This is a genomic window from Candidatus Nitrospira nitrificans (assembly GCF_001458775.1).
In the GTDB taxonomy this organism is placed as follows: domain Bacteria; phylum Nitrospirota; class Nitrospiria; order Nitrospirales; family Nitrospiraceae; genus Nitrospira_D; species Nitrospira_D nitrificans.
In genome coordinates this window covers 52,945-72,621 of record NZ_CZPZ01000005.1, presented here as the reverse complement: position 1 = coordinate 72,621, position 19,677 = coordinate 52,945, and the positions used below count along the sequence as shown (strand labels likewise).

Below are 19,677 nucleotides of genomic sequence, written 5' to 3'. Positions count from 1 at the left end.
GGGGTGTGAACGTCCAGCGAATAGTCGGGCGGTCTCTAGTCATCCTGTGAGTCTTGGACCAGCGACAGAATACTGGCCGACTTGGTCCGATTGCGCCCCTCTTGTTTCGCTTGATAGAGGGCCTGATCTGCGGCCCTGATGAGATCGGTAGGAGACGAGTTTCTGCTCGGGACCATGCAGGCATACCCGACGCTGATCGTCACGAGTTCCCCGTCTGTGTGTTTCATGCCGAGGGATTCAATCCGGCGACGCAGGCTTTCCGCGACCTGTGCCGTGCCGTCGATGCCGGTGCCGGGCAGGACCGTGACAAATTCATCCCCGCCATAGCGCGCAACCAAATCGCCGGGCCGATTCACGGAGCTGGAAATCGCCGAAGCGACCTGTTTGAGACATTCATCGCCGGCGGTGTGGCCCTTGGCGTCGTTATACGTCTTAAATCGGTCTATATCGAACATGATCAGCGACACCGGCGTCGATTCGCGCACCGCTCTCCTCCATTCCTGATCCAGAAAGTCATCGAACTGGCGTCGATTGGTGATACCCGTCAATCCGTCCAAGCAGGAGAGACGGAGCAACATCTGATTGGCTTCTTGGAGTTGACGCATGACTTCGAGGAGTTCCTGCTCACGCGCGCGGCGGCGGTCGATTTCGTGGACCAACCTGAGCACCGACCGTACTCTGGTGAGGAGCTCAACCTTGTTGACTGGTTTGGCGACGTAATCCATGGCTCCGGCGGCAAACGCGAGCTGAAGATCCACCGGATCGGTCTTGACGGTCACCATGATAATCGGGGTATCGCGGAACCGGTCGGCGGCTTTGATCTGGCGACAGGCTTCGATGCCGTTCATCTGCGGCATCAATATGTCCATGAGGATCAGATCGACTCGCCCACCGCTTTGCTTCCCTCCGTCCAAGCCGAGATGTTTAAATGCGGCGGCGGCGGAATCCGCCGTCAGGATGTTTTCATAACCGGCCGCCGACAGAATGGCCTGCAACAGGAGCCGATCGTCTGCGGAATCATCAACGATGAGAATGCTCATAAATTCACACGGTCTTCAGGATGGAAACTTTTGAAATCGTAACAGCTAGTCTTGATAAACACTAGGATAAAGCTTTTTGAGGCAGGGTTGGCAGAGGCCGTGGCTAAACTCTGCTTCGGAATGTTCGCCGAGATACTCTTCGAGTTGTTGCCAGAATCCACCGTCATTGCGGATTTTCTTGCAGGAGGCGCAGATCGGAATCAATCCGCGAAGCACCTTGACTTCGCTGAGCGCGCGTTGGAGTTCCTCGTTGGCGCGGCGAAGCTCCATTTCCCGTTCCTTGCGGCAATCCATCTCGTGCTTCAATGTGAGCGCCGAGGACACGCGGGCAAGCAACTCCACCCCGCTCACGGGTTTATTGATGTAATCCATCGCGCCGGCAGTGAAGGCTTCCTTGAGGCTATTGAGGTCATTCTTCGCGGTCACCATGATGATCGGAATGTCTCGAAGATGCTGCTGCTGTTTGATATGTCGGCACGCGCCCACGCCATCGATGTCGGGCATGAGGACATCCATCAGAATCAAGTCGATCTTGACTGATGTCGGTGGACCGTCAAGGTTTAAAGCCGTAAACGCCGCTCGGGCCGAATCAACCGTGACGATCTCATCATGACCGGCCTTTGTCAGAATAGACCGCAGTAAGAGATGCTGGTCGGGAGAGTCATCGACGATGAGGATCGCCATACCACTCCTTAACGGCTAAGAGTAGACGAAACTAAAGCACCCCTGGAATAGGATTCGGTACGGCAAACCACTACCAATAGAAGTGATCAGGAGAGCTTGCTTTTCACCAGATCACTGACTTGTTTGCCGTCGACGGACTGCCCGGCGAGGCGGGCCATCACAGCCTTCATGACTGTTCCCATATCTTTGAGGGTGTGTGATCCGGTCTCCGCGACAGCTGATGCGACAATGGCTTCGAGCTCTTGGGGTGAAAGCGGTTTGGGGAGGTAGGCCTCGATGATTTCGATTTCCTTCCGTTCTTTGGCCGCCAGTTCAATCCGTTGAGCTTTTTCAAATTGTTCGACGGATTCCCGACGTTGTTTGACGAGCGTCGTCATCACGCGGCTCATTTCAGCATCATCCAGGTCCCGCTTCAGCTCCACTTCTTTGTTCAGGACGGCGGCTTTGATCATACGGATGACATCCATGCGAAGTTGATCGCGTGATTTCATCGCAAGTTTGAGGTCTTCAGTTAAGCGATCCGACAGCGACATGGGCGGCCTCATGGATGGGTGATTGAGCTGGATTGCGAAGCATACCCTCTTGGTTTCAGTGAGTCAACGAGATGGCCGGGAATGGTGGTCGGACGAAGGGATGGTATGATATGGATCTGAATCGTATGACGATCATAACGAAGGGGCGGGGGTATGTATGCCGGAAAAGGCGATATGGATGACGGGGCTTAAGAAGGGGGTGAGTGTTGCGGGCATAGGGGTCCTGCTGTTCGCGATGGGAGGTTGCGCCGGCGAAGCGCCAAAGCCTACGCCCACGGTGACGCCGGACCAGGTTCGAAGCAATGCCGATAAAGCATTTAAAAATCTGAGACAGGAGCAGAAGCATCGCACAGGAGGTTTTGAAGAGGAGCCTTATTGATGGGCGTTGGTCGCTCGGCGTGAGAGTCGTCGCAGAGGTTTCAACAGCGGCAATTCCCAGAGTAAACGGTGGTGGGCTTGGCGCTCCACATGACGAGGCTCGTGAAACGTGCGAAGAAGCATCGTCGAGACGATCAAGCGCAAGACACCGGAGAGAAAGAAGATAAACGGGAGATTGGAGACGGGCTCCAGCGTCAAGGTCCCAGCCTGCAGCCTGTTTGGCAACGTGTCGATTAATACGCTTCCGACCACGGTTCCCATGGCCCACCCAATGCCGTTCACGATGCTCGCAACGGCGACAGCCTTCCCGCGATCCGTAGGCTGCACCGCGTCGAAGACGTAGTTATTCAGTCCAAGCCCAAGTCCCGCCCAGACCACGCCGCCGAAGAAATTGACGATGACAAGAAACGGCCACGCAGTCCCGAACAGGTACAACATCGGCAGGAATGCCACGAGTAGCCCCGTGAAGGTGAGCAACGCCTTATTCCCGAAGCGATCGCCGAATTGCCCCCAGGCCGGCAAGGTCAGAAACTGGCCGATGATGCCGGCGGCCAGCCAGGTTCCATATTGCCAGTGCGCGAGATGCAGGTCCTGAAGCAAATAAATGACGAAGAAGGGACCGGCAACCAGCACAGCCGAATGCATGAGGCCAGAAAACAGGAGGAAGTGGCGAAAGTTTTCAGACGTGCCGGTACGGAGAAAGACCAGAAAGCCCGTCGGATTGCCGCTCGGCTCATGAGCAGGTAAATCGCTCACCTTCATCAGGAGGCGCGCCGACGCGCTACGGCAGAGCCCGGCTATGAGAAACATGACAGCAAAGCCGACCCAAAGGAGTTGCCGTTGTTCGAAGAAGCTCAACAGGGCTCCGGCCAGACAGAGTGCGAGAAAACTGGTCAGTGCAATTGTCCGTGATCGTCTGGCGAAGTAGGCACCCCGTTCGTTGGGCTCAAGCAAATCGATGATGAGGCTGTTCCATGCGGGGGCGGTGAAATGCGTGAAGGTGAAATACACGGCGACGGCTGCGATGAGCAGCCATGGCCCCTGGTCGGGCCAGAGCAAGGGTAGCGCAAGAATAGGGATCCAAGAGAGGGATTGTCCGATGATGCCCCACACGACTTGAGAGGCCAGGCTGGGGAACCAGTGGGCGACTTTGACGGAAACCAACTGAGCCCATGTGCCTAAGAGTTGAGGAATGGCCGAAAGAATGCTCAACTGAAACGGTGTCGCGTGGAGCAGGAGGGCAAAGGCCGAGAGATACTGCTCTCCTCCGCCTTGGGCGATGGCCTGGAAGAGTCCATCTCGAATACCGAAACGCCGACCGGATTCGTGCGGTCCTCTTGGAGCGGGATCGTTGTGAGAGGTGTGTCCTGCCGAATGTGATGACGCTGGTTGAGCGGTCATAATAATAGGAAGCAAGAGCACTCTACCATAGAACCGATCCGGCACAAGGATTCATCGGATGATGGCCGGCAGTCATTGACCCCCATGGCGTGCCTCAGTACGATAAATTTCATGGTGCAGGACGCGCCGGTCACAAAATGGTCTCGAGGTTGGTTCGCCGTTGGTGTGGTATGCGTCGCCCTGTTTCAAGAGCAGGCAGGGACCGCCAAGGACCTGCTGCCTCCGAAAGCGCAAGAATCCACGGAGATTGAATCTATCCAAAGCCCCTCCTTCGACGATCAAGAAAAAGGCGTTCCGCAGTCGCTTTTTACTTGGATCAAGATGACGAAAGGGTTTGAAGTAGAATGGGATACGTTCGGACGGAAAGGGTGGTATACACAGGATCCGCGGCTGAAACCGACAGGATGGGATTCGATATTCGCGCCGGAGATTCCAGCGATCTATATTGTTTTTGAAGTAGCGCCCTTGGAGGATCCGGCACAATTTGCGGTGCAATGGTATTTGGAGGAACCGGGCGGCCGATTGAGTGAGAAACCGTTAGGGAAAGACGTATTGGAGGTGCCAGGGCATGAACGATATGGGTATCTTGAGTTGAAACGACCAGGCGCGCGATGGATTGTGGGCAATTATGTGGCGAAGATCTATATTACGCCGTTGGGCCAACAACCGTTTCACGCTGGAAACCACGTCGGCGTGATGCGTTTTACCATTGCAGACAGTGTTCCTGCCCGGTCTCCTGAACAGAAGTCGATCAAGTAGAGTTTTTAGAGAAAGGATACTCATGGGAGAGCGTGTGAAGATCACAGATCCGGAAAAACTAGCCTTGCTCTATGAACGGTTTCGTGATGTTTGTTTGGTTGAAAAAGAAGTGTGGAAAGAAATCTTCATGCCACGGGAGGTGACCGGGGGGCCGGTCAGAACGAACATTCAGGTTCGGTATGACGTCGAGATTAACGATCCCGACATTGAACGTGCCATTGAGGCCAACATCAGTCGGGGGAGTGCGATGTTGGGCGCGGCCATTGAGGAGTACCGCGCCCACATTGTGTTTTTTAAGAAACAGGATTAAAGCCGCTCCAGCGCCGCGATCCGTACCTCAAGCGGCGGGTGCGTCGAGAATAAGCTCATGAATCCACCGCTGTTGCCTGAGATCTTCATCGTTGCGAGGGCGTCTTGCGTGGAGTATTGGAATTGAGCACGATTCACCCATCGATCAATCGATCGGAGCGCGCCGATCATTGAGTCTTTCCCGTACACCTTGGCGGCAAAGGCATCGGCTCCGAATTCTCGCCGACGCGAAAACCAACTGATGACGACGGAGGCCAGGATGCTGACGACGATCTGGAGGACCAATGACAGGCCAAAACCTAAAGCTGCCTGGTCCCGCTCCGCGAAGAAACGCCGTACCCACATGGCGATGTAATACACAAAGGTATTCATCAGCCCGGCTAGGACGGTCGTAGCGAACATGTCGCCGTTGTAGACGTGGCCCATTTCATGAGCCAACACAGCCTTCACCTCATCTTCCTTGAGGTTCTCCAGTAATCCGGTTGATACCGCCACCATTGAATTGTTCTTGCTGGGTCCCGTCGCGAAGGCATTGGGATCGGGAGAATCATAGACCCATACCTCGGGCATGGTGATATTCAAACGTTGAGCGATTTCCCGCACGGAACCATACACGACCTGTTCGGCATGAGAGCGAGGTTGGGTGATCTGCTGGCAGTCGAGCATGGCGCGCGCCATTTGCTTGGAGAATGCCAAACTGATGAATGCCCCGCCGAACCCAAACATGGCAGCCCATACCAACGATGTCAGATCGACGGAACCGCGGACATCGATTCCGAACATCGGTAAGATCACGTTGATGACGATGGGGACGGTGATCGACAGCGTCACCATGATGAGAATATTTGCGATCAGCAGCAGACCTATGCCTTTAAGCCACTTCATCATGAGCCTCCTTGGAAACAAACGGTTGCCTCATGTAAGGCAACGAGCTGAATTGCATGATTATACACAAATCCATTGCCGGCGACACAGTGCCCGTCATATGGGGCATAGGGCTATGAGTAAGACCTCATTGTTCAAAGTCAAGGTGTGTGAAGTCTCTGGAAGCGCGAGGAGAACGTTGACCGTCTCCCGACGTTCCTGTTAGAAAGCCACTATCATGAGCGTGTGTGCAAGATGCTCCGGACACTAGTGATCGTGAGTTGGTTGACCCTCGTACTTCCGTTGGGTGGACTAGCTGCGGAGACATTCGTGCCAGGCCCGCCGATCGTGGTCTCCATTTCCCCTGATGGAGTCCAACGGGCTACCATCATTCTCGACAGGTATTCCTACTCACCGAACCATCTGGTCGTGGAGAGCGGGAAGCCGGTTGAGTTGACCTTGACGAGTCGTACGACAATCATACCCCATAATTTCGTCATGCAAGAGTTGTCGGCCGACCTTTCGATCGAACAGGACGTTGGCGCAGGGAAAACTGTCATAGCGAAACTCCTTCCGACTCAGCCTGGGCTCTTTCCCTTCTATTGTGACAAGCGGCTGTGGCCCATGGCCGGTCATCGAGATAAGGGAATGGAAGGGCGATTGGAAGTCAGGTAATGGATCTCTCTACGACAACCGTATCCTCCAAGCACGAGCTGCTTGGTGACCTGCTCAAGCAAGTTTCCCGCCTGTTTTACACCACGTTGGTCGTCGTGCCGGCGAATGTTCGTGATCAGGTAGGATTGGCCTATCTCTTTGCCCGGGCCGCCGATACGATCGCCGATACGGAACTGATTGACCGATCGTGTCGTCTAGGTTTTCTTAACCGCTTCAGAGCGCAATTTCTTGGTGAGCAGCCAGACTGGGCTCAGATCCGTACGATTCAGCAGGCGGTGGGACCGCTCCAACAAGTGTCGGCTGAACGAACCCTGCTCGAACGGTTGGACGAGTGTTTCCGACTTTCGCTCACCTGTTCGCCGGATGATCGACGTAGGATTCAGCGGGTGATGACGACCTTGACGCAAGGAATGGAGATGGACCTGAGCACGTTTCCCGGGACCTCCGTGGCGGATCTCACCGCGCTCAAGACCTTTGATGAGCTGGACCGTTACACCTACTATGTGGCTGGATGTGTCGGTGAGTTCTGGACCGGTCTGATGTGTGCGCATCGCAAGGCGCTGGCCGACTGGGATATTCAGCGGATGTCGGAAGTCGGAGTGCGATTCGGCAAGGGGCTACAACTGACGAATATTGTCAAGGACATTGCCCACGATCTGCGGAAGGGGCGTTGTTATATTCCGGAAATGATGCTTGATGAAGCCGGGCTGAAGCCGCAGGATTTGTTGCAGCCGACCAATCTTCCTCGCTTCAAACCGGTGCTCCGCACGCTCGTTCGTTCGGCGGTCGAGCACCTGGATCAGGGCTGGCTCTATACGATGGCAATCCCGCGTTACGAAACTCGGTTACGGCTGGCGTGTATGTGGCCGATTCTCTCTGCCGGAGAATCACTCAAGCTCGTCCTGAATTCCCCCGATCTGTTGAACCCCGCCGTGAAAGTCAAAATCCCGCGCAGCAAGGTGTATCAGATCGTGGGAATGACGACGGGCACCGCTGCGTGCGGATATGCGGGAACTGCCTATTGGGGGCATTTACGCAAGCAGATCGTATGACGATCAGCAGGTCTTTCTCCTACCCTGTTTTCTTCTGCGGCTCCAAGAGCTTGTCACCTTTCTTGAAGACCGCGTAAATCGCCTGTGACGGGCAGGCATCCAGACAGAGCCGGCAGCTTTCAAGGCAGCGCGATGGGTCGAACTTATAGGGAGGCGTGGAGAGCCAGGCGCTGGTGGGACAAATCGGCACACAGACGGCCTGATGCGTACAGCGGTCAGGGTGGCGGACGAGGTGATCACGAATGACCAACATAGGTTTGACTCCTTCAAAGAGGCCTTGAGAGAAGATCTCGAACATATTTTTCTTCGGTAGGCTGCTCACTTCCATTCCTTCACGAGTTCTTTGAGCCGACTTTTGAGCTCGGGAATCTGTTCGAGATTGTTCTGAATCGCGCCGATGATTTTTTCCAGTCGAGCCGAGCGAAGCGTTTCCTTATCCTTCTTCGCCAGGCGGTCATACTCTTCATACGCTGCGTGGTGTTTGGCCTCCAGATGTTTCCGGGCATCGAGCAGGGCTTGGCCCAACTCCCACGGCTCCGGTGCCGGGAGGGGAGCAACCGTAAACGAACCATCGGTAAACACGATCACCGAGGCACCAGGCTTGCCGGTCACGGGGACCACGGCTTCAATCGTTTTATGTTCGCAGGATTTCCAGTCGAGTGTGAGCCCAGGAAATTGTTTGGTGAAGGCCACCTTTTCCATGTTGGCCTTCCATTTGTCTTCGGTTGGCATGGATGTATCGCGGTATCGAAGGGAAGCCTTACGGTCTCTTGAGCGGCATCAGCTGTTCGGGAACCGGCTGGTCGGGCATGAGCAATCGGGTGACAACCTCTCCTTGCAGGATGTGCCGCTCCATAATCTCCGTCACGTCGGCCTCGGTTCCGACCCAGTACCACACTCCTTCAGGATAGACCACCACACTGGGGCCCAGCTCGCAATGGTCGAGGCAGCCGGCTTTATTGGCGCGAACAAGACCTTTGAGATTCAACCGCTTCGTTTCATTCTTGAAGTGCGCATGAAGTTTTTCCGAACCCAAGTTCGCACAACAGCCGCGAGGATCGTCTTTCGGGCGCTGATTCGTACAGACAAAGATGTGTCGTTGAAATGGTGGCATGGGGTTAGGCAGCTATACCGGCATCGTCAGGGTATTGAGCCGTTCCATCAATAGCGTCACGTCATAACCGCTTAAGAACGGAGATTGTCGCTGGGTCGCGCTCAACAGGGTCAGGATTTCCTGGAGCCGCAACGACGCGCGTCGAAACTCACCGCCCTTCGCGAGTTCCGATATGTGGCCAGCGCGTAACTTATCGAACTCAGCGCAGATATCCCGAAAATCCCGTTGTAAGTTTTTGTGCATCGAACAGGGAGCGCAATACCATTTCGGACTTTGATCCGACGACGGCGACAGACGATCATAGGGGCGGCCGAAAAAATCTTTTCCCAGTGAAAGCTTCGTCAGCGGGCCGTTGCCGGCTCCGCAGGCCTGACAGGATTCGTTCCAGGACTCCATCATCACCTCAATCGTCGATACAGAACGGCTCATCTTACAACAGGCTTTTCCAGACTGTCCACGGGCAGATGGTGTGGCGATCAACCCGATCATTCTGGGTATCATGGTCTATCGAGGTATAATGCAGGAGTAGGCATACAGCACCCATCGTCGGAAGGGGGGAATCTTTTATGGTGGTCGGTGTCCCGAGGGAAATCAAAGATCATGAGTATCGTGTCAGTCTGACGCCGGAGGGTGCAGCCATCCTCCGGCAGAGCGGGCATGAGGTCTGGCTCGAACCATTCGCCGGGCAGGGCAGTGGATTTAGCGATGACGAGTACCGTAAGGCCGGCGCCTCGGTTGCCGGCTCGAAAGATGAGGTATTCAAGAGAGCGGATTTGATTGTGAAGGTTAAAGAGCCGTTGCTTTCCGAGTGCCATCTGTTCCGTCCGGGCCAGGTCCTGTTCACCTATTTGCATCTCGCCTCACTGGTGGATGTGACCAAAGAGCTCCTGCGTAGGAAGGTCACGGCGGTTGCGTATGAAACGACTGAGTTGAAGGACGGTAGTCTTCCGATGCTCAAGCCCATGAGTGAAATCGCCGGGCGGATGTCGGTGCAGATCGGAGCCCAATATCTGGAAAAAATCCACGGGGGACGGGGTGTATTGTTGGGAGGGGTTCCGGGGACCGAACCGGGCAAGGTCGTGGTGCTAGGCGCTGGGGTCGTGGGGAGCTCGGCGACTCGCATTGCGGTCGGGATGGGAGCCCAGGTTACGGTGATCAATTTGGATGTTGAACGGCTGAGGTATCTCGACGATCAGTATCAAGGCCGAATCGTCACGCGCGCCGTGAGCTCCGCTTCCATCGAGGAGGCTGTGTGCTCAGCCGATCTTGTCATCGGCGCCGTGTTGGTTCCCGGCGCCTTGGCGCCGAAACTGGTGTCGCGATCACTGGTCTCGCGGATGAAATCCGGGTCGGTGATCGTGGATGTTTCTGTCGATCAGGGGGGCTGTGTCGAGACGACGAGACCGACGACGCACTCGGAGCCTGTCTATATCGTTGATGGCGTCGTGCATTATTGCGTCGCCAACATGCCGGGCATTGTTCCTCGCACATCCACCTACGCTCTGACCAATGCGACGCTGCCGTATCTGCTTCGACTCGCGTCCGACGGGGTGGACCGAGCGATTCGCGCTGATCCTGGGTTGGCCAAGGGTGTCAATCTCAAAGATGGAAAAGTTGTTCACCAGGGTGTGGCTGCTACCCATGGGTTGCCTTTTACCCCTCTCTTGTAAGACAATCACGCATTGAGTTTCACTGCTCGGTCTTGTCGGGGCGTAGCGCAGCCCGGTAGCGCACTGCGTTCGGGACGCAGGGGTCGGAGGTTCAAATCCTCTCGCCCCGACCAAACCAAGCTTCCTCCACTCGATGCCTACTCTTTCCAAATCGAGAGCGACGGAATAAAAGCTTCCTATCGTCCCAATCCGTTCTTGCCGCGCAGGCTCGGTTCGACGGCTAATTCGTCATCGTGGTCGGCGCTGGATGATAGAACCTACCGGTATGTTTCTTCCACGCCCAGCCGCATCGTTCGCTGAACCGGCCGTCCATTCAGGTATGCCAATAGATTGCTTCTATCGATAAATTACGAACTCTCTATCACGGGCTTGGTTTTCTAGCGGAGAAATGTAAAATACGTGACGCCCCTAAAGAGGTGTGAGAGTATCCGCTGAGTAAAGCCGTGCATGTAACTGATGCATACTGATTGGGTAGAGCCACATGACTCAATCGGCCGATGAAGCGCCGGTTCGAGCGCACATTCTCGTGGTCGGTCGTGTGCAGGGAGTAGGATTTCGCGCGTTCGCGGCACGGAGCGCCGTCCAACTTGGTCTGTCGGGGGGTGTTCGCAATCTCGACGATGGTCGGGTTGAGCTGGAGGTTGAGGGTGGAAGAACGGTGATAGAAGCACTCCTGCGGGAATTGAAAATCGGTTCTCCGGCTTCGCATGTCGGAAGGATTGATGTGGAGTGGAGCGTCGCGACCGGTCGATATTCACGCTTCGATATTTGGTATTAGAGAACGAGGAACCATGAGTCGACAGGATGACGAGGAGTCCGGATTGAGCGAAGCTCGACGGCACACTGCCGATGACATGGACGCCTCAGAACCTGCGAACGCAGCTGATCGGGGCGAACGAGAAACGGGTCGATCGGAAGGACTGGACACGCTCAAGAGCTATTTGCGGGAGGTCCGCCGATCCACCCTGCTGACCTTCAAGCAAGAGCAGCAGCTTGGTAAACGGGTCATGGCCGGCGATGAGCAAGCTCGACAACTGATGATTGAATCGAATCTGCGGCTGGTCATCAGTATCGGGAAGCGTTACATGCACCGGGGGTTTCCGTTTTCCGACATCGTAGAAGAAGGCAATTTAGGCCTGATCAAAGCAGTCGAGAAATTCAATTACAAACGGGGATTCCGATTCAGCACCTATGCATCCTGGTGGATTCGGCAGTACATCGAACGGGCGATCATCAATCAAGGAAAACTGGTGCGCCTTCCTGTGCACGTGGTGGAGCGCCTCAATCGGTATCTGAATCGGGTCGAACAGTTGGTGCAGGAGCTTGGACGGGAGCCAAGGGCGGCTGAAGTGGCGGCGAAGATGAAGACATCGGAAGAGGATGTGTTGGATCTCAAGCAGCTGGTGCGCACGACCTGCTCGCTCGATAGCCCGCTCAATGACAGCTCCGACACCTTTCTGCGCGATGTGATCGAGGATCCGGTCGGGCTCTTGCCCGATGAGACCGCCGACGGGGTTCGGCGGAGGGCGGAACTGATGGCATGGGTAAGGGAGTTGCCTGAGAAAGAGCAAACTGTTATTGTGTCACGGTTCGGGCTCGACGGAGAGGAGGCGAAGACGCTCGAAGAAATCGGCCGTACCATGGGACTGACTCGTGAGCGTGTCCGACAGATCGAGATGACGGCGTTGGTTCGGCTTCGCAACACCATCGGCAGAAAAGCCATGACACAGGCAGACTTGCTCTAATCCCGTGACGACCGTCAACTATCAGGCTCTCATTCGAGAAGTGCCGGACTTTCCGAAGCCCGGCATTCTCTTTTATGACATCACCACGCTCCTGAAGAATCCTGCCGCGATTCAGAGTCTTGCCGACCAATTGACGACTCGGTATCAGGATCGAGGGATTACCAAGGTGGTCGGAATTGAGTCTCGCGGATTTATTTTCGGCGGGATTCTTGCTGCCCGTCTCGGGGCCGGATTTGTCCCGGTTCGAAAGCCTGGAAAACTTCCGGCTGATTGTTACGAAGTGAAATACAGCCTTGAGTATGGGCAGAACAGCCTAGCCGTGCACCGTGACGCGATCGAAATCGGAGAGCCTGTGCTGATCGTCGACGACCTATTGGCGACAGGAGGGACGGCAGAGGCAACGATCCATCTTGTTCGTCAGCTTGGTGGCACGATTGTCGGGCTCGACTTTCTGGTTGAACTGAAGAGCTTGAGGGGACGCGACAAACTCGCTGGGCACGATGTCCATTCGACCATTACCTATCCCTAGAAGTCCGCGCATCCGTCAAGACCTCTTGTTCTAGGGGCACAGGGCGTGATATAGAAGCCCGATTTTTCGGGCTCTCTGACTACGTAACTTACTTCTGGAGCGTACTCTCTTATGGCAACAAAAATACAGGCAAAGAAAAAGGGCGAGGTCAAGACGAAATCTGCCGACGCGGTGATCAAGAAATCTCAGCCGCCGACCACAGGGGCGGCGCCCAAAGCGACGTCCGAGGTCGAGATCGCGGCGCCGGTACGGCCCAAGGAGACGGCAAAAGAGCGAGAGATGCGGGAGCAACGGCAAGACGTGCTTCATAAAATGCTCCTCAGTAAACGCCAAGAGATCATCAGGGAGATCGAAGAGAGTCTGGGGCAGTCTTTGACTGAAGATCAGCAGCGGCGTCTCGAGTCAGCGCGTGATGTCGGCGATCAAGCCTTAATGGATCTTGAGCGTGAACTTGGTATTTCCTTGATGGAGATGCGTAACCGGCGGCGGCAGTCGATCGATGAAGCCATCACCCGGCTGCACGAAGGGACGTACGGGATTTGTGCCGAATGTGGGGTGGAGATCAGCGAGAAGCGTCTCCAGGCGGTCCCTTTTGCCAAACTGTGCGTGGAGTGCCAATCTCGAGCGGAATTGCTGGAGAAAATCGAACGCGAAGAGGATCGCGACTAGCTCATAAGTTTCCTCTCCTTTCACTCTGCGTCGTTCCCTCCCTACTCATGAATGGGCAGATTTCAGAACGAGCGGTCGTTCTCGCCAGTGGCGGGCTGGACTCCACTGTAACGGCAGCTCTCGCACGGCGCGAGGGATACGCGCTGTACTTGCTGACCATTGCCTATCAACAACGTCACGCGGTCGAGATTGAGCGATCGAGACAGGTGGCGACGGCTCTGGAAGCTCACCAGCATGTGGTGATCGACGTCGATTTACGGGCGATCGGTGGATCGGCCCTAACAGGCAATCAGTCGGTACCAAAGCGTCGGACCGTATCGGAACGGAACCGGGATGTGCCTGTGACCTACGTGCCGGGCCGAAACCTGATTTTTCTGTCCTTGGCGGCGGCTCACGCGGAAGTGCTGGGGGCATCGATTATCTACTTCGGCGCCAATGTGATCGATTACTCCGGCTATCCCGACTGCCGACCGGAATTCATCAAAACGGTGGAGGCGGCGATTCAAGCGGGGACAAAGGCAGGGATGCAGGGTAAGGGCATTGAGATTCGCACGCCGTTGCTTCGGATGTCGAAGGCGGAAATCATCAGGCTTGGCCTCACGCTGAACGTTCCCTTTCATCTTACGCATAGTTGTTATGACCCGATCGGATTGATGGCCTGCGGGCAATGCGACAGCTGTCTGATTCGGAAACGAGGATTTGCGGAGGCGGGAGTTGTGGATCCGATTCAGTATGCGGTATGTTGAGCCGATGGTCCGACTTGGATAAGCGGTCACGATCTATGAAAACATCACCGATACTGTGGGCGAGTCTTACTGTCCTGATTCTTGGCGCCGCACCGGCGTGCAGCCAACACCAGGAGGAGCCAAAGGGAACGGCCACCGCAGCATCTGCGCCGGTGGAATTACGGGAAGGAGAGCAGAAATTCAACGCCAACTGCTCACTCTGCCACGGGATCGGGGGAATCGGAACGACTCAAGGCCCACCCTTTCTTCACAAGGTCTATGAGCCGAATCATCACGGCGATGAAGCCTTTCGGCGAGCGGCGGCCAACGGAGTCAAGGCTCATCATTGGCAGTTCGGCGACATGCCGAAGATCGATGCGGTCAAACCTGCCGATGTGGACCACATCGTGAAGTACATCCGCTGGCTTCAGAAACAAGCCGGTATTTTTTGACGATTTGACCTCGTCCTCCTCATCATCATCCAGAACGATCCGGCTTAGTCATTGTCGTTTGGGTGTCCATTTCTTGGCCCGTTCTTCGGATTCGGCAATCTGGCTGCGAGTCATCTTCGTGGCGACAGTGTCGCGTGATTCAGCGGCTCGTTTCTCACCATAGGCGGTTGAAAGGCTATACCACATGTGCGCATCAACGAGGCTCTGTGGCACGCCACGCCCTCGTTCGTACATCATGCCGAGTTTGGCAAATGCGAGCGCATTCCGTTGTTCAGCTGCTTTCTGAAACCAGAACAACGCCATGTGGTCACTGTACGGTGCGCCTTGCCCGAGCGAATACAGCGTTCCAAGGTTGACTTGAGCGCCTGCATGTCCCTGATCAGCGGCCTTTTTGAACCAATCCTTTGCCTCAAGGTAGTTTTGTGGAAGGCCTCGCCCTTCGCTGTACAGTATGCCCACTTCATTTTGAGCGTTGGGATCACCGGCTTGAGCCTGCTTGAGAACTTCGCCGACGGCCGGTCCGGCAATGAGTGCTTGTGGCGGATGAAGGGGGGGGGCGGCGCAACTTGATGTCAGAAAGGACACCAAGAGAAATCCTACGAGAGTCACGCACTGGTAGGGGAGCCGATGAGCCATTCTGAATGATGGTGAATATGATCAATCTGCTGGCCGGTTAACGAACCGTAAGCCGACATCCTACGCAGCGGCAGGGCGCAACTTCAAGGGGGCCGCTCATGGGCAAGGGGTAGATTGATGGAGAGCCTTGAAGGCGATCACGCGTTCAGATGGCGTCCCTGTGGCCTATTGCAGCGTTGCCGCAGGAATAAGAAAGCTTCAATACGTGCCGCTCGGTCGAATGTCTCAGATACGGAGAGCAGGCTGGAGACGCCCGTGGTTTACTGTTCCTGAACTGAGTGGTGGACCTTGGGCTTCCAGTTCCGTGCGAGGAATTGTGCTTGGGCTATTTGGGTCGGTGTCATGTTCGTGGCCAGACGATCTCGCCACTTCGCTCCATCTTCCTGCCCGTTAGCCGCCGCCAAGTTGTACCACTGGTAGGCTTGGACGACATCCTTGGGAACGCCCCGCGCCTTTTCATGATAGGTGGCGATTAGGAACATCGCCGGTCCATGCCCCTGGTCCGCGGCAAGGTGGCACCACCGCAGAGCTTCCTGATAATCCTGGGGCATTCCACGACCGATGTCAGACAGCACGCAGAGCCGATAGAAGGCACCGGCATGTCGCTGGGCCGCCGCCATGCGGTACCACCGAACGGCTTCTCTGTGGTCTTTCGGCAAGGCGTTCTCATAGCGCAGCCCCAGGTGGTACTGATCCTCGGCGCTCCCCTGTTCGGCAGTCGCCTGTAACTCATCGATCCGTGACACTGTGTCGTGCACATTGACGTAGGGAGATTTGGGCGGATCAATGCATCCGGGCAGGGCGCAGAGGGCGGTCATTATAACGATAGATCGCAAGCAGGTCTTCATGATCCTTTCTCCTTCGAGACGACCCCGCAGCTGATTGTGGTGGTTCCCACCCGACAAGTAGCCGCCTACTTTAGCACATCTCGTTCTCGAGAAAGCTACCCGGCGCACGATCACGATTGTGTCCTTCCATTCCCGGTTGCTTTCATCGAAAGAGAAAAGATATTTGTTAGCCTGCGCACTAAGTGAAGCCTTGGCTCTTATTGTTGTGCGGAGCGTCATGAGAACTGCCTTCCTGGTGGGGACCTGCTTCCTCTTCCTCCTCCATGCGGTGTCGGCTTCGGCCCAGCAAGAGTTTTCGGTTACGTCGGTCGAAAAGGGAGTGCTTCTGGTTGCGAGTCCCTCGTTGGACGACCCCAATTTCCATCAAACCGTCTTGCTCATTGTCGAACATGGGCGAGGCGGGACAGTCGGCCTCATGCTGAACCGTTCAACGAATGTGCTCTTGTCGGAGGCCTTGCCGGATCTCGTCATTCTCAAGGGAACCACCCATCGACTCTTTGTCGGTGGGCCGGTCGAGCCAACACAGCTGATCCTATTGTTCCGACTCGCGCAGCTCCTGCCCGATACACGACCGATCGTCGATGGAATCTATGTGGGCACACCGAGAGTGTTGGAACGTGTGATGAATAACCCCACACCGAACGAGGCCTTCCGCGCATTTGCCGGATTTGCCGGGTGGGCTCCGGGGCAACTCGATTATGAGATGCGTCAGGGGTCATGGGCTGTCTTGCGGCCCGGCACGCTCAACATCTTCGACAAGGACCCAACCACACTCTGGCCGGACTGCATCAGCCTGCTTCAGGCTCCCAGAACTATTTCCATTGCGCGATAGACAGATAGATCAATCCACCTGTTTCAATGTAAACCATCCGGTGTTCACCTCGCCGAGTGACATGAATCAAAGAATTGTATGATGTCATCCACGACCGGGATCCTCCGTCGATTCCACCATGACAGGGCTCCGATTAGATCGGTGTGATCGGTATCCGGATAGACGCGTGATCGCACACAGCCGCCTCGTTGCATGATGCGTTGCTCCAGCTTCTGGAGATTCGCGTACTTCACCGCGCGATCCTGGTCGCCGTATAGGAGCAGCATCGGTGGTTGTGTGCCGTCAACGAAGGTGGTGACCTGCATGTTCGGATAATGTGACGGCGGGCCGAACATATCTTCCAGATCCGGCTCATCCGGAGTAAAGGCGTAGGGACCGGCGAGACCGGCAAAACAACGAATGGTGAGCGAGCGGTCTTTTCCCACGTCGGCAAGGTAGTGAGGATCAGCCGCGAGCAACGCGCTGATATGAGCCCCGGCGGAATGCCCCACTACATGGATCCGCGCGGGATTGCCGTGCCACCGGCCGATGTGATCGGAAACCCAGGCAAGAGTCTTCGCTCCGTCTTCGACGAATACCGGAAAGCGTACCTGGGGATACTTTCTGTAATCGGGAATGACGACAACAAAGCCCTCCTGTACGAATGTCGCAGCGACAAACCGATAATCTTCCTTGGCCCCATAGGTCCAGCGCCCACCATAAAAAAAGACGATGACATCCATGAGCTTGTTCTTGGGATCGGCAGGAACATAGATGTCGAGCTTCTGCGATGGCTCAGGGCCATATACCTGATCATGCTCGACGGCCATCTCGACCAAACGGGTGGGAAGATTGGCCGCTGTGAATGCCGCTTGCGTGCAGGCGGATAGCGCAAGCAAGAAGCCAAGGAGGAGAATCTTGCAGTGCCAGTGGGTGAGGCCGTCCATTTGGATATGGTTGTTGAGTTCTTCCTAAGGCAAAAGTCATCCGCCTATGGCATAGGCAAGTGAGATCATGGGCTCGTGAACTATAACTCGGATGTGATCTCGTAAACGCCTTGCGCCGGCTTCGAATGCCTTGACAGGTTTTTGGTCTTCCAGTAGGATGACACAACCTTTAACGCTCATCCAGTGAGGTGAGCAAGGAGCCAATCATGAATTTCGGTCCGGCCACGGCCGGTGATCAATTGACCTTCTCACACTGGTACTGTGAGGAGGTTTTTTTATGCCCGGACTCGACAAGAACCTGATCGCATAGATCGCCTGAGCATGACGACTCCTACGAACAAACCGACCGAGCGAAAAGATGAAAAGCTGATCATGGATGCCGGGGATATCTCCCGCGCCATGATGCGTATCGCGCACGAGATTTTGGAGCGGAATAAAGGCGTGAGGGATCTGGCCCTGGTGGGAATACGGACAGGTGGCGTGTATCTCGCGCATCGGCTTGTGAAGCGCATCCAGAGCATCGAGGGGGCGCAGGTTCCCATCGGTGAATTGGATATTACCTTGTACCGTGACGATTTGGCGTTGCGAAAAAATCAACCGATCTTGAGAAGAACCTCCGTGCCGTTCGATATGACGAATAAAGTCGTCGTGCTGGTCGACGATGTCTTATTCACCGGACGAACGATACGGGCGGCGATGGATGGACTGATGGACCTGGGACGTCCGGAGGAGATCCAGCTGGCGGTGCTGGTCGATCGTGGTCATCGGCAGCTGCCGATTAAAGCGAATTACATCGGGAAAAATCTCCCGACCTCCCGAGAGGAGCAGGTGCAGGTGCTGTTGGACGAAGATGGGGAAGATGACCGGGTGGTCATCTTGAAATCCTGAAGCGGAGGATCCCATGAGCCTCAAGCGCAAAGATCTGCTGAGTCTCGCGCCGTTGTCTGTGGATGAGATCATGCTCGTCCTGGAGACGGCGGATTCCTTCAAGGAAGTGACCGGGCGAGAAATCAAAAAAGTGCCGGCTCTCCGAGGCAAGACCGTCGTGAATCTCTTCTTTGAGCCGAGCACCAGAACGCGCACGTCCTTCGAATTGGCGGCCAAGCGGCTCAGTGCCGACGTGATCAACTTTTCTCCCTCCTCCAGCAGCGTGGTGAAGGGAGAAACACTGCTCGATACCGCCCGGAACATCGAAGCCATGCAAGCGGACATCATCGTCCTCCGCCACTCCTCGGCCGGTGCCGCCGAAACGCTGGCGCATGGCGTCAAGTCAGCCGTCATCAACGCGGGCGACGGATGGCATGAGCACCCGACGCAGGCGTTGCTCGATCTCTACACGATTCGGCAACGAGGGATGAATTTCAATGGGCTGCGCGTCGCGATCGTGGGAGATGTGTCGCATAGCCGCGTAGCCCGATCGAACATCTATGCGCTCATCAAGCTGGGCGCCGAGGTGCACCTGGTGGGACCGCCGACGATGATGCCGAGCCATGTGGAAAAACTGGGCGCGAAAGTCTACTACAACATGGATGAGGGTCTGCGCGGCGTGCACGTCATCATGATGCTTCGGCTGCAGCTGGAGCGGCAGGGACGCGCGCAGTTTCCGACGATCCGGGAGTACTCACGGCTCTACGGCTTGACCGCTGAACGGGTACGTTTGGCCGACGCCGGCGCGATCGTGATGCATCCGGGACCGATCAACCGAGGAGTGGAGATCGCGCCGGATGTCGCCGATAGTTTGTCCTCGGTGATTCTCGATCAGGTGGCCAACGGCGTCGCGGTGCGTATGGGAATCCTGTACCTCATGTCCGGAGCGAATTCGTAATCCGACGATTC

The 19,677-nt window shown here is 55.9% G+C and carries 27 protein-coding genes and 1 tRNA gene; 16 read left to right on the top strand and 12 right to left on the bottom strand.

Features of this window, described 5'->3' with window-relative positions:
* Window positions 1–35: 35 nt before the first annotated feature.
* The 3 genes from COMA2_RS04645 to COMA2_RS04635 all read right to left on the bottom strand — a co-directional run bounded on the left by COMA2_RS04645 (window position 36) and on the right by COMA2_RS04635 (window position 2,257).
* The gene (locus COMA2_RS04645; RefSeq protein WP_090895108.1) at window positions 36–1,040 is read right to left on the bottom strand and encodes a GGDEF domain-containing response regulator; all 1,005 of its coding nucleotides are present in this window, start codon (window positions 1,038–1,040) and stop codon (window positions 36–38) included.
* A 45-nt stretch (window positions 1,041–1,085) separates the two neighbouring features.
* Window positions 1,086–1,724 carry a response regulator gene (locus COMA2_RS04640; RefSeq protein ID WP_090895106.1) on the bottom strand — a complete coding sequence of 213 codons (639 nt, stop codon included), beginning with the start codon at window positions 1,722–1,724 and terminating at the stop codon, window positions 1,086–1,088.
* 86 nt (window positions 1,725–1,810) lie between these two features.
* Window positions 1,811–2,257 (bottom strand): GatB/YqeY domain-containing protein, encoded by a 447-nt coding sequence (locus COMA2_RS04635; RefSeq protein ID WP_090895104.1) that lies wholly within the window; start codon window positions 2,255–2,257, stop codon window positions 1,811–1,813.
* Between the two features lie 157 nt (window positions 2,258–2,414).
* Between COMA2_RS04635 and COMA2_RS04630 the strand changes: the two genes are divergently transcribed.
* Window positions 2,415–2,636 (top strand): hypothetical protein, encoded by a 222-nt coding sequence (locus COMA2_RS04630; RefSeq protein ID WP_090895102.1) that lies wholly within the window; start codon window positions 2,415–2,417, stop codon window positions 2,634–2,636.
* Here the strand turns inward: COMA2_RS04630 and COMA2_RS04625 are convergent.
* The gene (locus tag COMA2_RS04625; RefSeq protein WP_090895100.1) at window positions 2,630–4,081 is read right to left on the bottom strand and encodes an MFS transporter; all 1,452 of its coding nucleotides are present in this window, start codon (window positions 4,079–4,081) and stop codon (window positions 2,630–2,632) included. The two genes, COMA2_RS04630 and COMA2_RS04625, sit on opposite strands and share 7 nt — an antisense overlap.
* Before the next feature lie 39 nt (window positions 4,082–4,120).
* Between COMA2_RS04625 and COMA2_RS04620 the strand changes: the two genes are divergently transcribed.
* Window positions 4,121–4,795 carry a hypothetical protein gene (locus COMA2_RS04620; RefSeq protein ID WP_175304395.1) on the top strand — a complete coding sequence of 225 codons (675 nt, stop codon included), beginning with the start codon at window positions 4,121–4,123 and terminating at the stop codon, window positions 4,793–4,795.
* 34 nt (window positions 4,796–4,829) lie between these two features.
* Complete coding sequence (locus COMA2_RS04615; protein ID WP_139077074.1) at window positions 4,830–5,105, top strand: hypothetical protein; 276 nt, start codon at window positions 4,830–4,832, stop codon at window positions 5,103–5,105.
* Here the strand turns inward: COMA2_RS04615 and htpX are convergent.
* Window positions 5,102–5,992 (bottom strand): protease HtpX, encoded by an 891-nt coding sequence (gene htpX, locus COMA2_RS04610; protein WP_245630875.1) that lies wholly within the window; start codon window positions 5,990–5,992, stop codon window positions 5,102–5,104. The two genes, COMA2_RS04615 and htpX, sit on opposite strands and share 4 nt — an antisense overlap.
* A gap of 231 nt (window positions 5,993–6,223) precedes the next feature.
* Here htpX and COMA2_RS04605 point away from each other — a divergent pair, with 231 nt between their 5' ends.
* Complete coding sequence (locus tag COMA2_RS04605) at window positions 6,224–6,643, top strand: cupredoxin domain-containing protein (protein WP_090895094.1); 420 nt, start codon at window positions 6,224–6,226, stop codon at window positions 6,641–6,643.
* Window positions 6,643–7,695 carry a phytoene/squalene synthase family protein gene (locus COMA2_RS04600; protein WP_090895092.1) on the top strand — a complete coding sequence of 351 codons (1,053 nt, stop codon included), beginning with the start codon at window positions 6,643–6,645 and terminating at the stop codon, window positions 7,693–7,695. Before COMA2_RS04605 ends, COMA2_RS04600 begins: the two co-directional genes overlap by 1 nt.
* Before the next feature lie 19 nt (window positions 7,696–7,714).
* Here the strand turns inward: COMA2_RS04600 and COMA2_RS04595 are convergent, their stop codons facing one another.
* The 4 genes from COMA2_RS04595 to COMA2_RS04580 form a co-directional block, all read right to left on the bottom strand.
* Entirely contained in the window at window positions 7,715–7,948 is a 234-nt protein-coding gene (locus tag COMA2_RS04595) for a hypothetical protein (RefSeq protein ID WP_175304394.1), read from the bottom strand.
* A gap of 65 nt (window positions 7,949–8,013) precedes the next feature.
* Complete coding sequence (locus COMA2_RS04590) at window positions 8,014–8,427, bottom strand: hypothetical protein (RefSeq protein ID WP_090895088.1); 414 nt, start codon at window positions 8,425–8,427, stop codon at window positions 8,014–8,016.
* A 28-nt stretch (window positions 8,428–8,455) separates the two neighbouring features.
* Window positions 8,456–8,809, bottom strand: coding sequence for a (2Fe-2S) ferredoxin domain-containing protein (locus tag COMA2_RS04585; protein ID WP_090895086.1), 354 nt, complete (start codon window positions 8,807–8,809; stop codon window positions 8,456–8,458).
* A gap of 12 nt (window positions 8,810–8,821) precedes the next feature.
* Complete coding sequence (locus COMA2_RS04580) at window positions 8,822–9,298, bottom strand: hypothetical protein (RefSeq protein WP_090895084.1); 477 nt, start codon at window positions 9,296–9,298, stop codon at window positions 8,822–8,824.
* Between the two features lie 77 nt (window positions 9,299–9,375).
* Here COMA2_RS04580 and ald point away from each other — a divergent pair, with 77 nt between their 5' ends.
* From ald to COMA2_RS04540, 8 genes are all read left to right on the top strand, one after another.
* Window positions 9,376–10,479 (top strand): alanine dehydrogenase, encoded by a 1,104-nt coding sequence (ald, locus tag COMA2_RS04575; RefSeq protein ID WP_090895082.1) that lies wholly within the window; start codon window positions 9,376–9,378, stop codon window positions 10,477–10,479.
* Window positions 10,480–10,515: 36 nt separating this feature from the next.
* Window positions 10,516–10,592, top strand: a tRNA-Pro gene (locus COMA2_RS04570).
* Between the two features lie 368 nt (window positions 10,593–10,960).
* A complete protein-coding gene (locus tag COMA2_RS04565) occupies window positions 10,961–11,257 on the top strand; it encodes an acylphosphatase (protein WP_090895080.1) in 297 nt (98 codons plus the stop codon).
* Between the two features lie 13 nt (window positions 11,258–11,270).
* Window positions 11,271–12,224, top strand: a complete 954-nt coding sequence (locus COMA2_RS04560) for a sigma-70 family RNA polymerase sigma factor (RefSeq protein ID WP_175304392.1) — start codon at window positions 11,271–11,273, stop codon at window positions 12,222–12,224.
* Between the two features lie 4 nt (window positions 12,225–12,228).
* Complete coding sequence (locus tag COMA2_RS04555) at window positions 12,229–12,753, top strand: adenine phosphoribosyltransferase (protein WP_090895076.1); 525 nt, start codon at window positions 12,229–12,231, stop codon at window positions 12,751–12,753.
* A gap of 111 nt (window positions 12,754–12,864) precedes the next feature.
* The gene (locus tag COMA2_RS04550; RefSeq protein ID WP_090895074.1) at window positions 12,865–13,422 is read left to right on the top strand and encodes a TraR/DksA family transcriptional regulator; all 558 of its coding nucleotides are present in this window, start codon (window positions 12,865–12,867) and stop codon (window positions 13,420–13,422) included.
* Window positions 13,423–13,469: 47 nt separating this feature from the next.
* Window positions 13,470–14,168 (top strand): 7-cyano-7-deazaguanine synthase QueC, encoded by a 699-nt coding sequence (queC, locus tag COMA2_RS04545; protein ID WP_090895072.1) that lies wholly within the window; start codon window positions 13,470–13,472, stop codon window positions 14,166–14,168.
* A 35-nt stretch (window positions 14,169–14,203) separates the two neighbouring features.
* Window positions 14,204–14,599, top strand: a complete 396-nt coding sequence (locus COMA2_RS04540; RefSeq protein WP_175304391.1) for a c-type cytochrome — start codon at window positions 14,204–14,206, stop codon at window positions 14,597–14,599.
* 48 nt (window positions 14,600–14,647) lie between these two features.
* On the opposite strand, the gene COMA2_RS04535 is transcribed toward COMA2_RS04540, so the two are convergent.
* Together COMA2_RS04535 and COMA2_RS04530 are read right to left on the bottom strand one after the other, a co-directional pair.
* The gene (locus COMA2_RS04535) at window positions 14,648–15,184 is read right to left on the bottom strand and encodes a tetratricopeptide repeat protein (protein WP_175304390.1); all 537 of its coding nucleotides are present in this window, start codon (window positions 15,182–15,184) and stop codon (window positions 14,648–14,650) included.
* A 311-nt stretch (window positions 15,185–15,495) separates the two neighbouring features.
* Window positions 15,496–16,083, bottom strand: a complete 588-nt coding sequence (locus COMA2_RS04530) for a tetratricopeptide repeat protein (RefSeq protein ID WP_175304389.1) — start codon at window positions 16,081–16,083, stop codon at window positions 15,496–15,498.
* A 217-nt stretch (window positions 16,084–16,300) separates the two neighbouring features.
* On the opposite strand from COMA2_RS04530, the gene COMA2_RS04525 reads away from it, so the two are divergent.
* Entirely contained in the window at window positions 16,301–16,915 is a 615-nt protein-coding gene (locus COMA2_RS04525) for a YqgE/AlgH family protein (RefSeq protein WP_090895065.1), read from the top strand.
* A gap of 44 nt (window positions 16,916–16,959) precedes the next feature.
* On the opposite strand, the gene COMA2_RS04520 is transcribed toward COMA2_RS04525, so the two are convergent.
* Window positions 16,960–17,841, bottom strand: a complete 882-nt coding sequence (locus COMA2_RS04520) for an alpha/beta hydrolase (protein ID WP_090895063.1) — start codon at window positions 17,839–17,841, stop codon at window positions 16,960–16,962.
* A gap of 321 nt (window positions 17,842–18,162) precedes the next feature.
* Here COMA2_RS04520 and pyrR point away from each other — a divergent pair, with 321 nt between their 5' ends.
* Complete coding sequence (gene pyrR / locus COMA2_RS04515; RefSeq protein ID WP_090895061.1) at window positions 18,163–18,729, top strand: bifunctional pyr operon transcriptional regulator/uracil phosphoribosyltransferase PyrR; 567 nt, start codon at window positions 18,163–18,165, stop codon at window positions 18,727–18,729.
* 13 nt (window positions 18,730–18,742) lie between these two features.
* A complete protein-coding gene (locus COMA2_RS04510; protein WP_090895059.1) occupies window positions 18,743–19,666 on the top strand; it encodes an aspartate carbamoyltransferase catalytic subunit in 924 nt (307 codons plus the stop codon).
* The last annotated feature ends 11 nt before the right edge of the window (window positions 19,667–19,677 follow it).

Excerpts from the sequence above, each read along its gene's own strand:
- COMA2_RS04590 (WP_090895088.1), bottom strand. The coding sequence starts at position 8,427 with ATGCCAACCGAAGACAAATGGAAGGCCAACATGGAAAAGGTGGCCTTC.
- COMA2_RS04550 (WP_090895074.1), top strand. The coding sequence starts at position 12,865 with ATGGCAACAAAAATACAGGCAAAGAAAAAGGGCGAGGTCAAGACGAAA.
- COMA2_RS04525 (WP_090895065.1), top strand. The coding sequence starts at position 16,301 with ATGAGAACTGCCTTCCTGGTGGGGACCTGCTTCCTCTTCCTCCTCCAT.
- COMA2_RS04595 (WP_175304394.1), bottom strand. The coding sequence starts at position 7,948 with ATGTTGGTCATTCGTGATCACCTCGTCCGCCACCCTGACCGCTGTACG.
- pyrR (WP_090895061.1), top strand. The coding sequence starts at position 18,163 with ATGACGACTCCTACGAACAAACCGACCGAGCGAAAAGATGAAAAGCTG.
- COMA2_RS04510 (WP_090895059.1), top strand. The coding sequence starts at position 18,743 with ATGAGCCTCAAGCGCAAAGATCTGCTGAGTCTCGCGCCGTTGTCTGTG.
- COMA2_RS04605 (WP_090895094.1), top strand. The coding sequence starts at position 6,224 with ATGCTCCGGACACTAGTGATCGTGAGTTGGTTGACCCTCGTACTTCCG.
- COMA2_RS04530 (WP_175304389.1), bottom strand. The coding sequence starts at position 16,083 with ATGAAGACCTGCTTGCGATCTATCGTTATAATGACCGCCCTCTGCGCC.
- COMA2_RS04620 (WP_175304395.1), top strand. The coding sequence starts at position 4,121 with ATGGCGTGCCTCAGTACGATAAATTTCATGGTGCAGGACGCGCCGGTC.
- COMA2_RS04520 (WP_090895063.1), bottom strand. The coding sequence starts at position 17,841 with ATGGACGGCCTCACCCACTGGCACTGCAAGATTCTCCTCCTTGGCTTC.
- COMA2_RS04565 (WP_090895080.1), top strand. The coding sequence starts at position 10,961 with ATGACTCAATCGGCCGATGAAGCGCCGGTTCGAGCGCACATTCTCGTG.
- COMA2_RS04580 (WP_090895084.1), bottom strand. The coding sequence starts at position 9,298 with ATGATCGGGTTGATCGCCACACCATCTGCCCGTGGACAGTCTGGAAAA.
- COMA2_RS04585 (WP_090895086.1), bottom strand. The coding sequence starts at position 8,809 with ATGCCACCATTTCAACGACACATCTTTGTCTGTACGAATCAGCGCCCG.
- COMA2_RS04560 (WP_175304392.1), top strand. The coding sequence starts at position 11,271 with ATGAGTCGACAGGATGACGAGGAGTCCGGATTGAGCGAAGCTCGACGG.
- htpX (WP_245630875.1), bottom strand. The coding sequence starts at position 5,992 with ATGATGAAGTGGCTTAAAGGCATAGGTCTGCTGCTGATCGCAAATATT.
- COMA2_RS04645 (WP_090895108.1), bottom strand. The coding sequence starts at position 1,040 with ATGAGCATTCTCATCGTTGATGATTCCGCAGACGATCGGCTCCTGTTG.
- COMA2_RS04635 (WP_090895104.1), bottom strand. The coding sequence starts at position 2,257 with ATGTCGCTGTCGGATCGCTTAACTGAAGACCTCAAACTTGCGATGAAA.
- COMA2_RS04540 (WP_175304391.1), top strand. The coding sequence starts at position 14,204 with ATGAAAACATCACCGATACTGTGGGCGAGTCTTACTGTCCTGATTCTT.
- queC (WP_090895072.1), top strand. The coding sequence starts at position 13,470 with ATGAATGGGCAGATTTCAGAACGAGCGGTCGTTCTCGCCAGTGGCGGG.
- COMA2_RS04600 (WP_090895092.1), top strand. The coding sequence starts at position 6,643 with ATGGATCTCTCTACGACAACCGTATCCTCCAAGCACGAGCTGCTTGGT.
- ald (WP_090895082.1), top strand. The coding sequence starts at position 9,376 with ATGGTGGTCGGTGTCCCGAGGGAAATCAAAGATCATGAGTATCGTGTC.
- COMA2_RS04640 (WP_090895106.1), bottom strand. The coding sequence starts at position 1,724 with ATGGCGATCCTCATCGTCGATGACTCTCCCGACCAGCATCTCTTACTG.
- COMA2_RS04630 (WP_090895102.1), top strand. The coding sequence starts at position 2,415 with ATGCCGGAAAAGGCGATATGGATGACGGGGCTTAAGAAGGGGGTGAGT.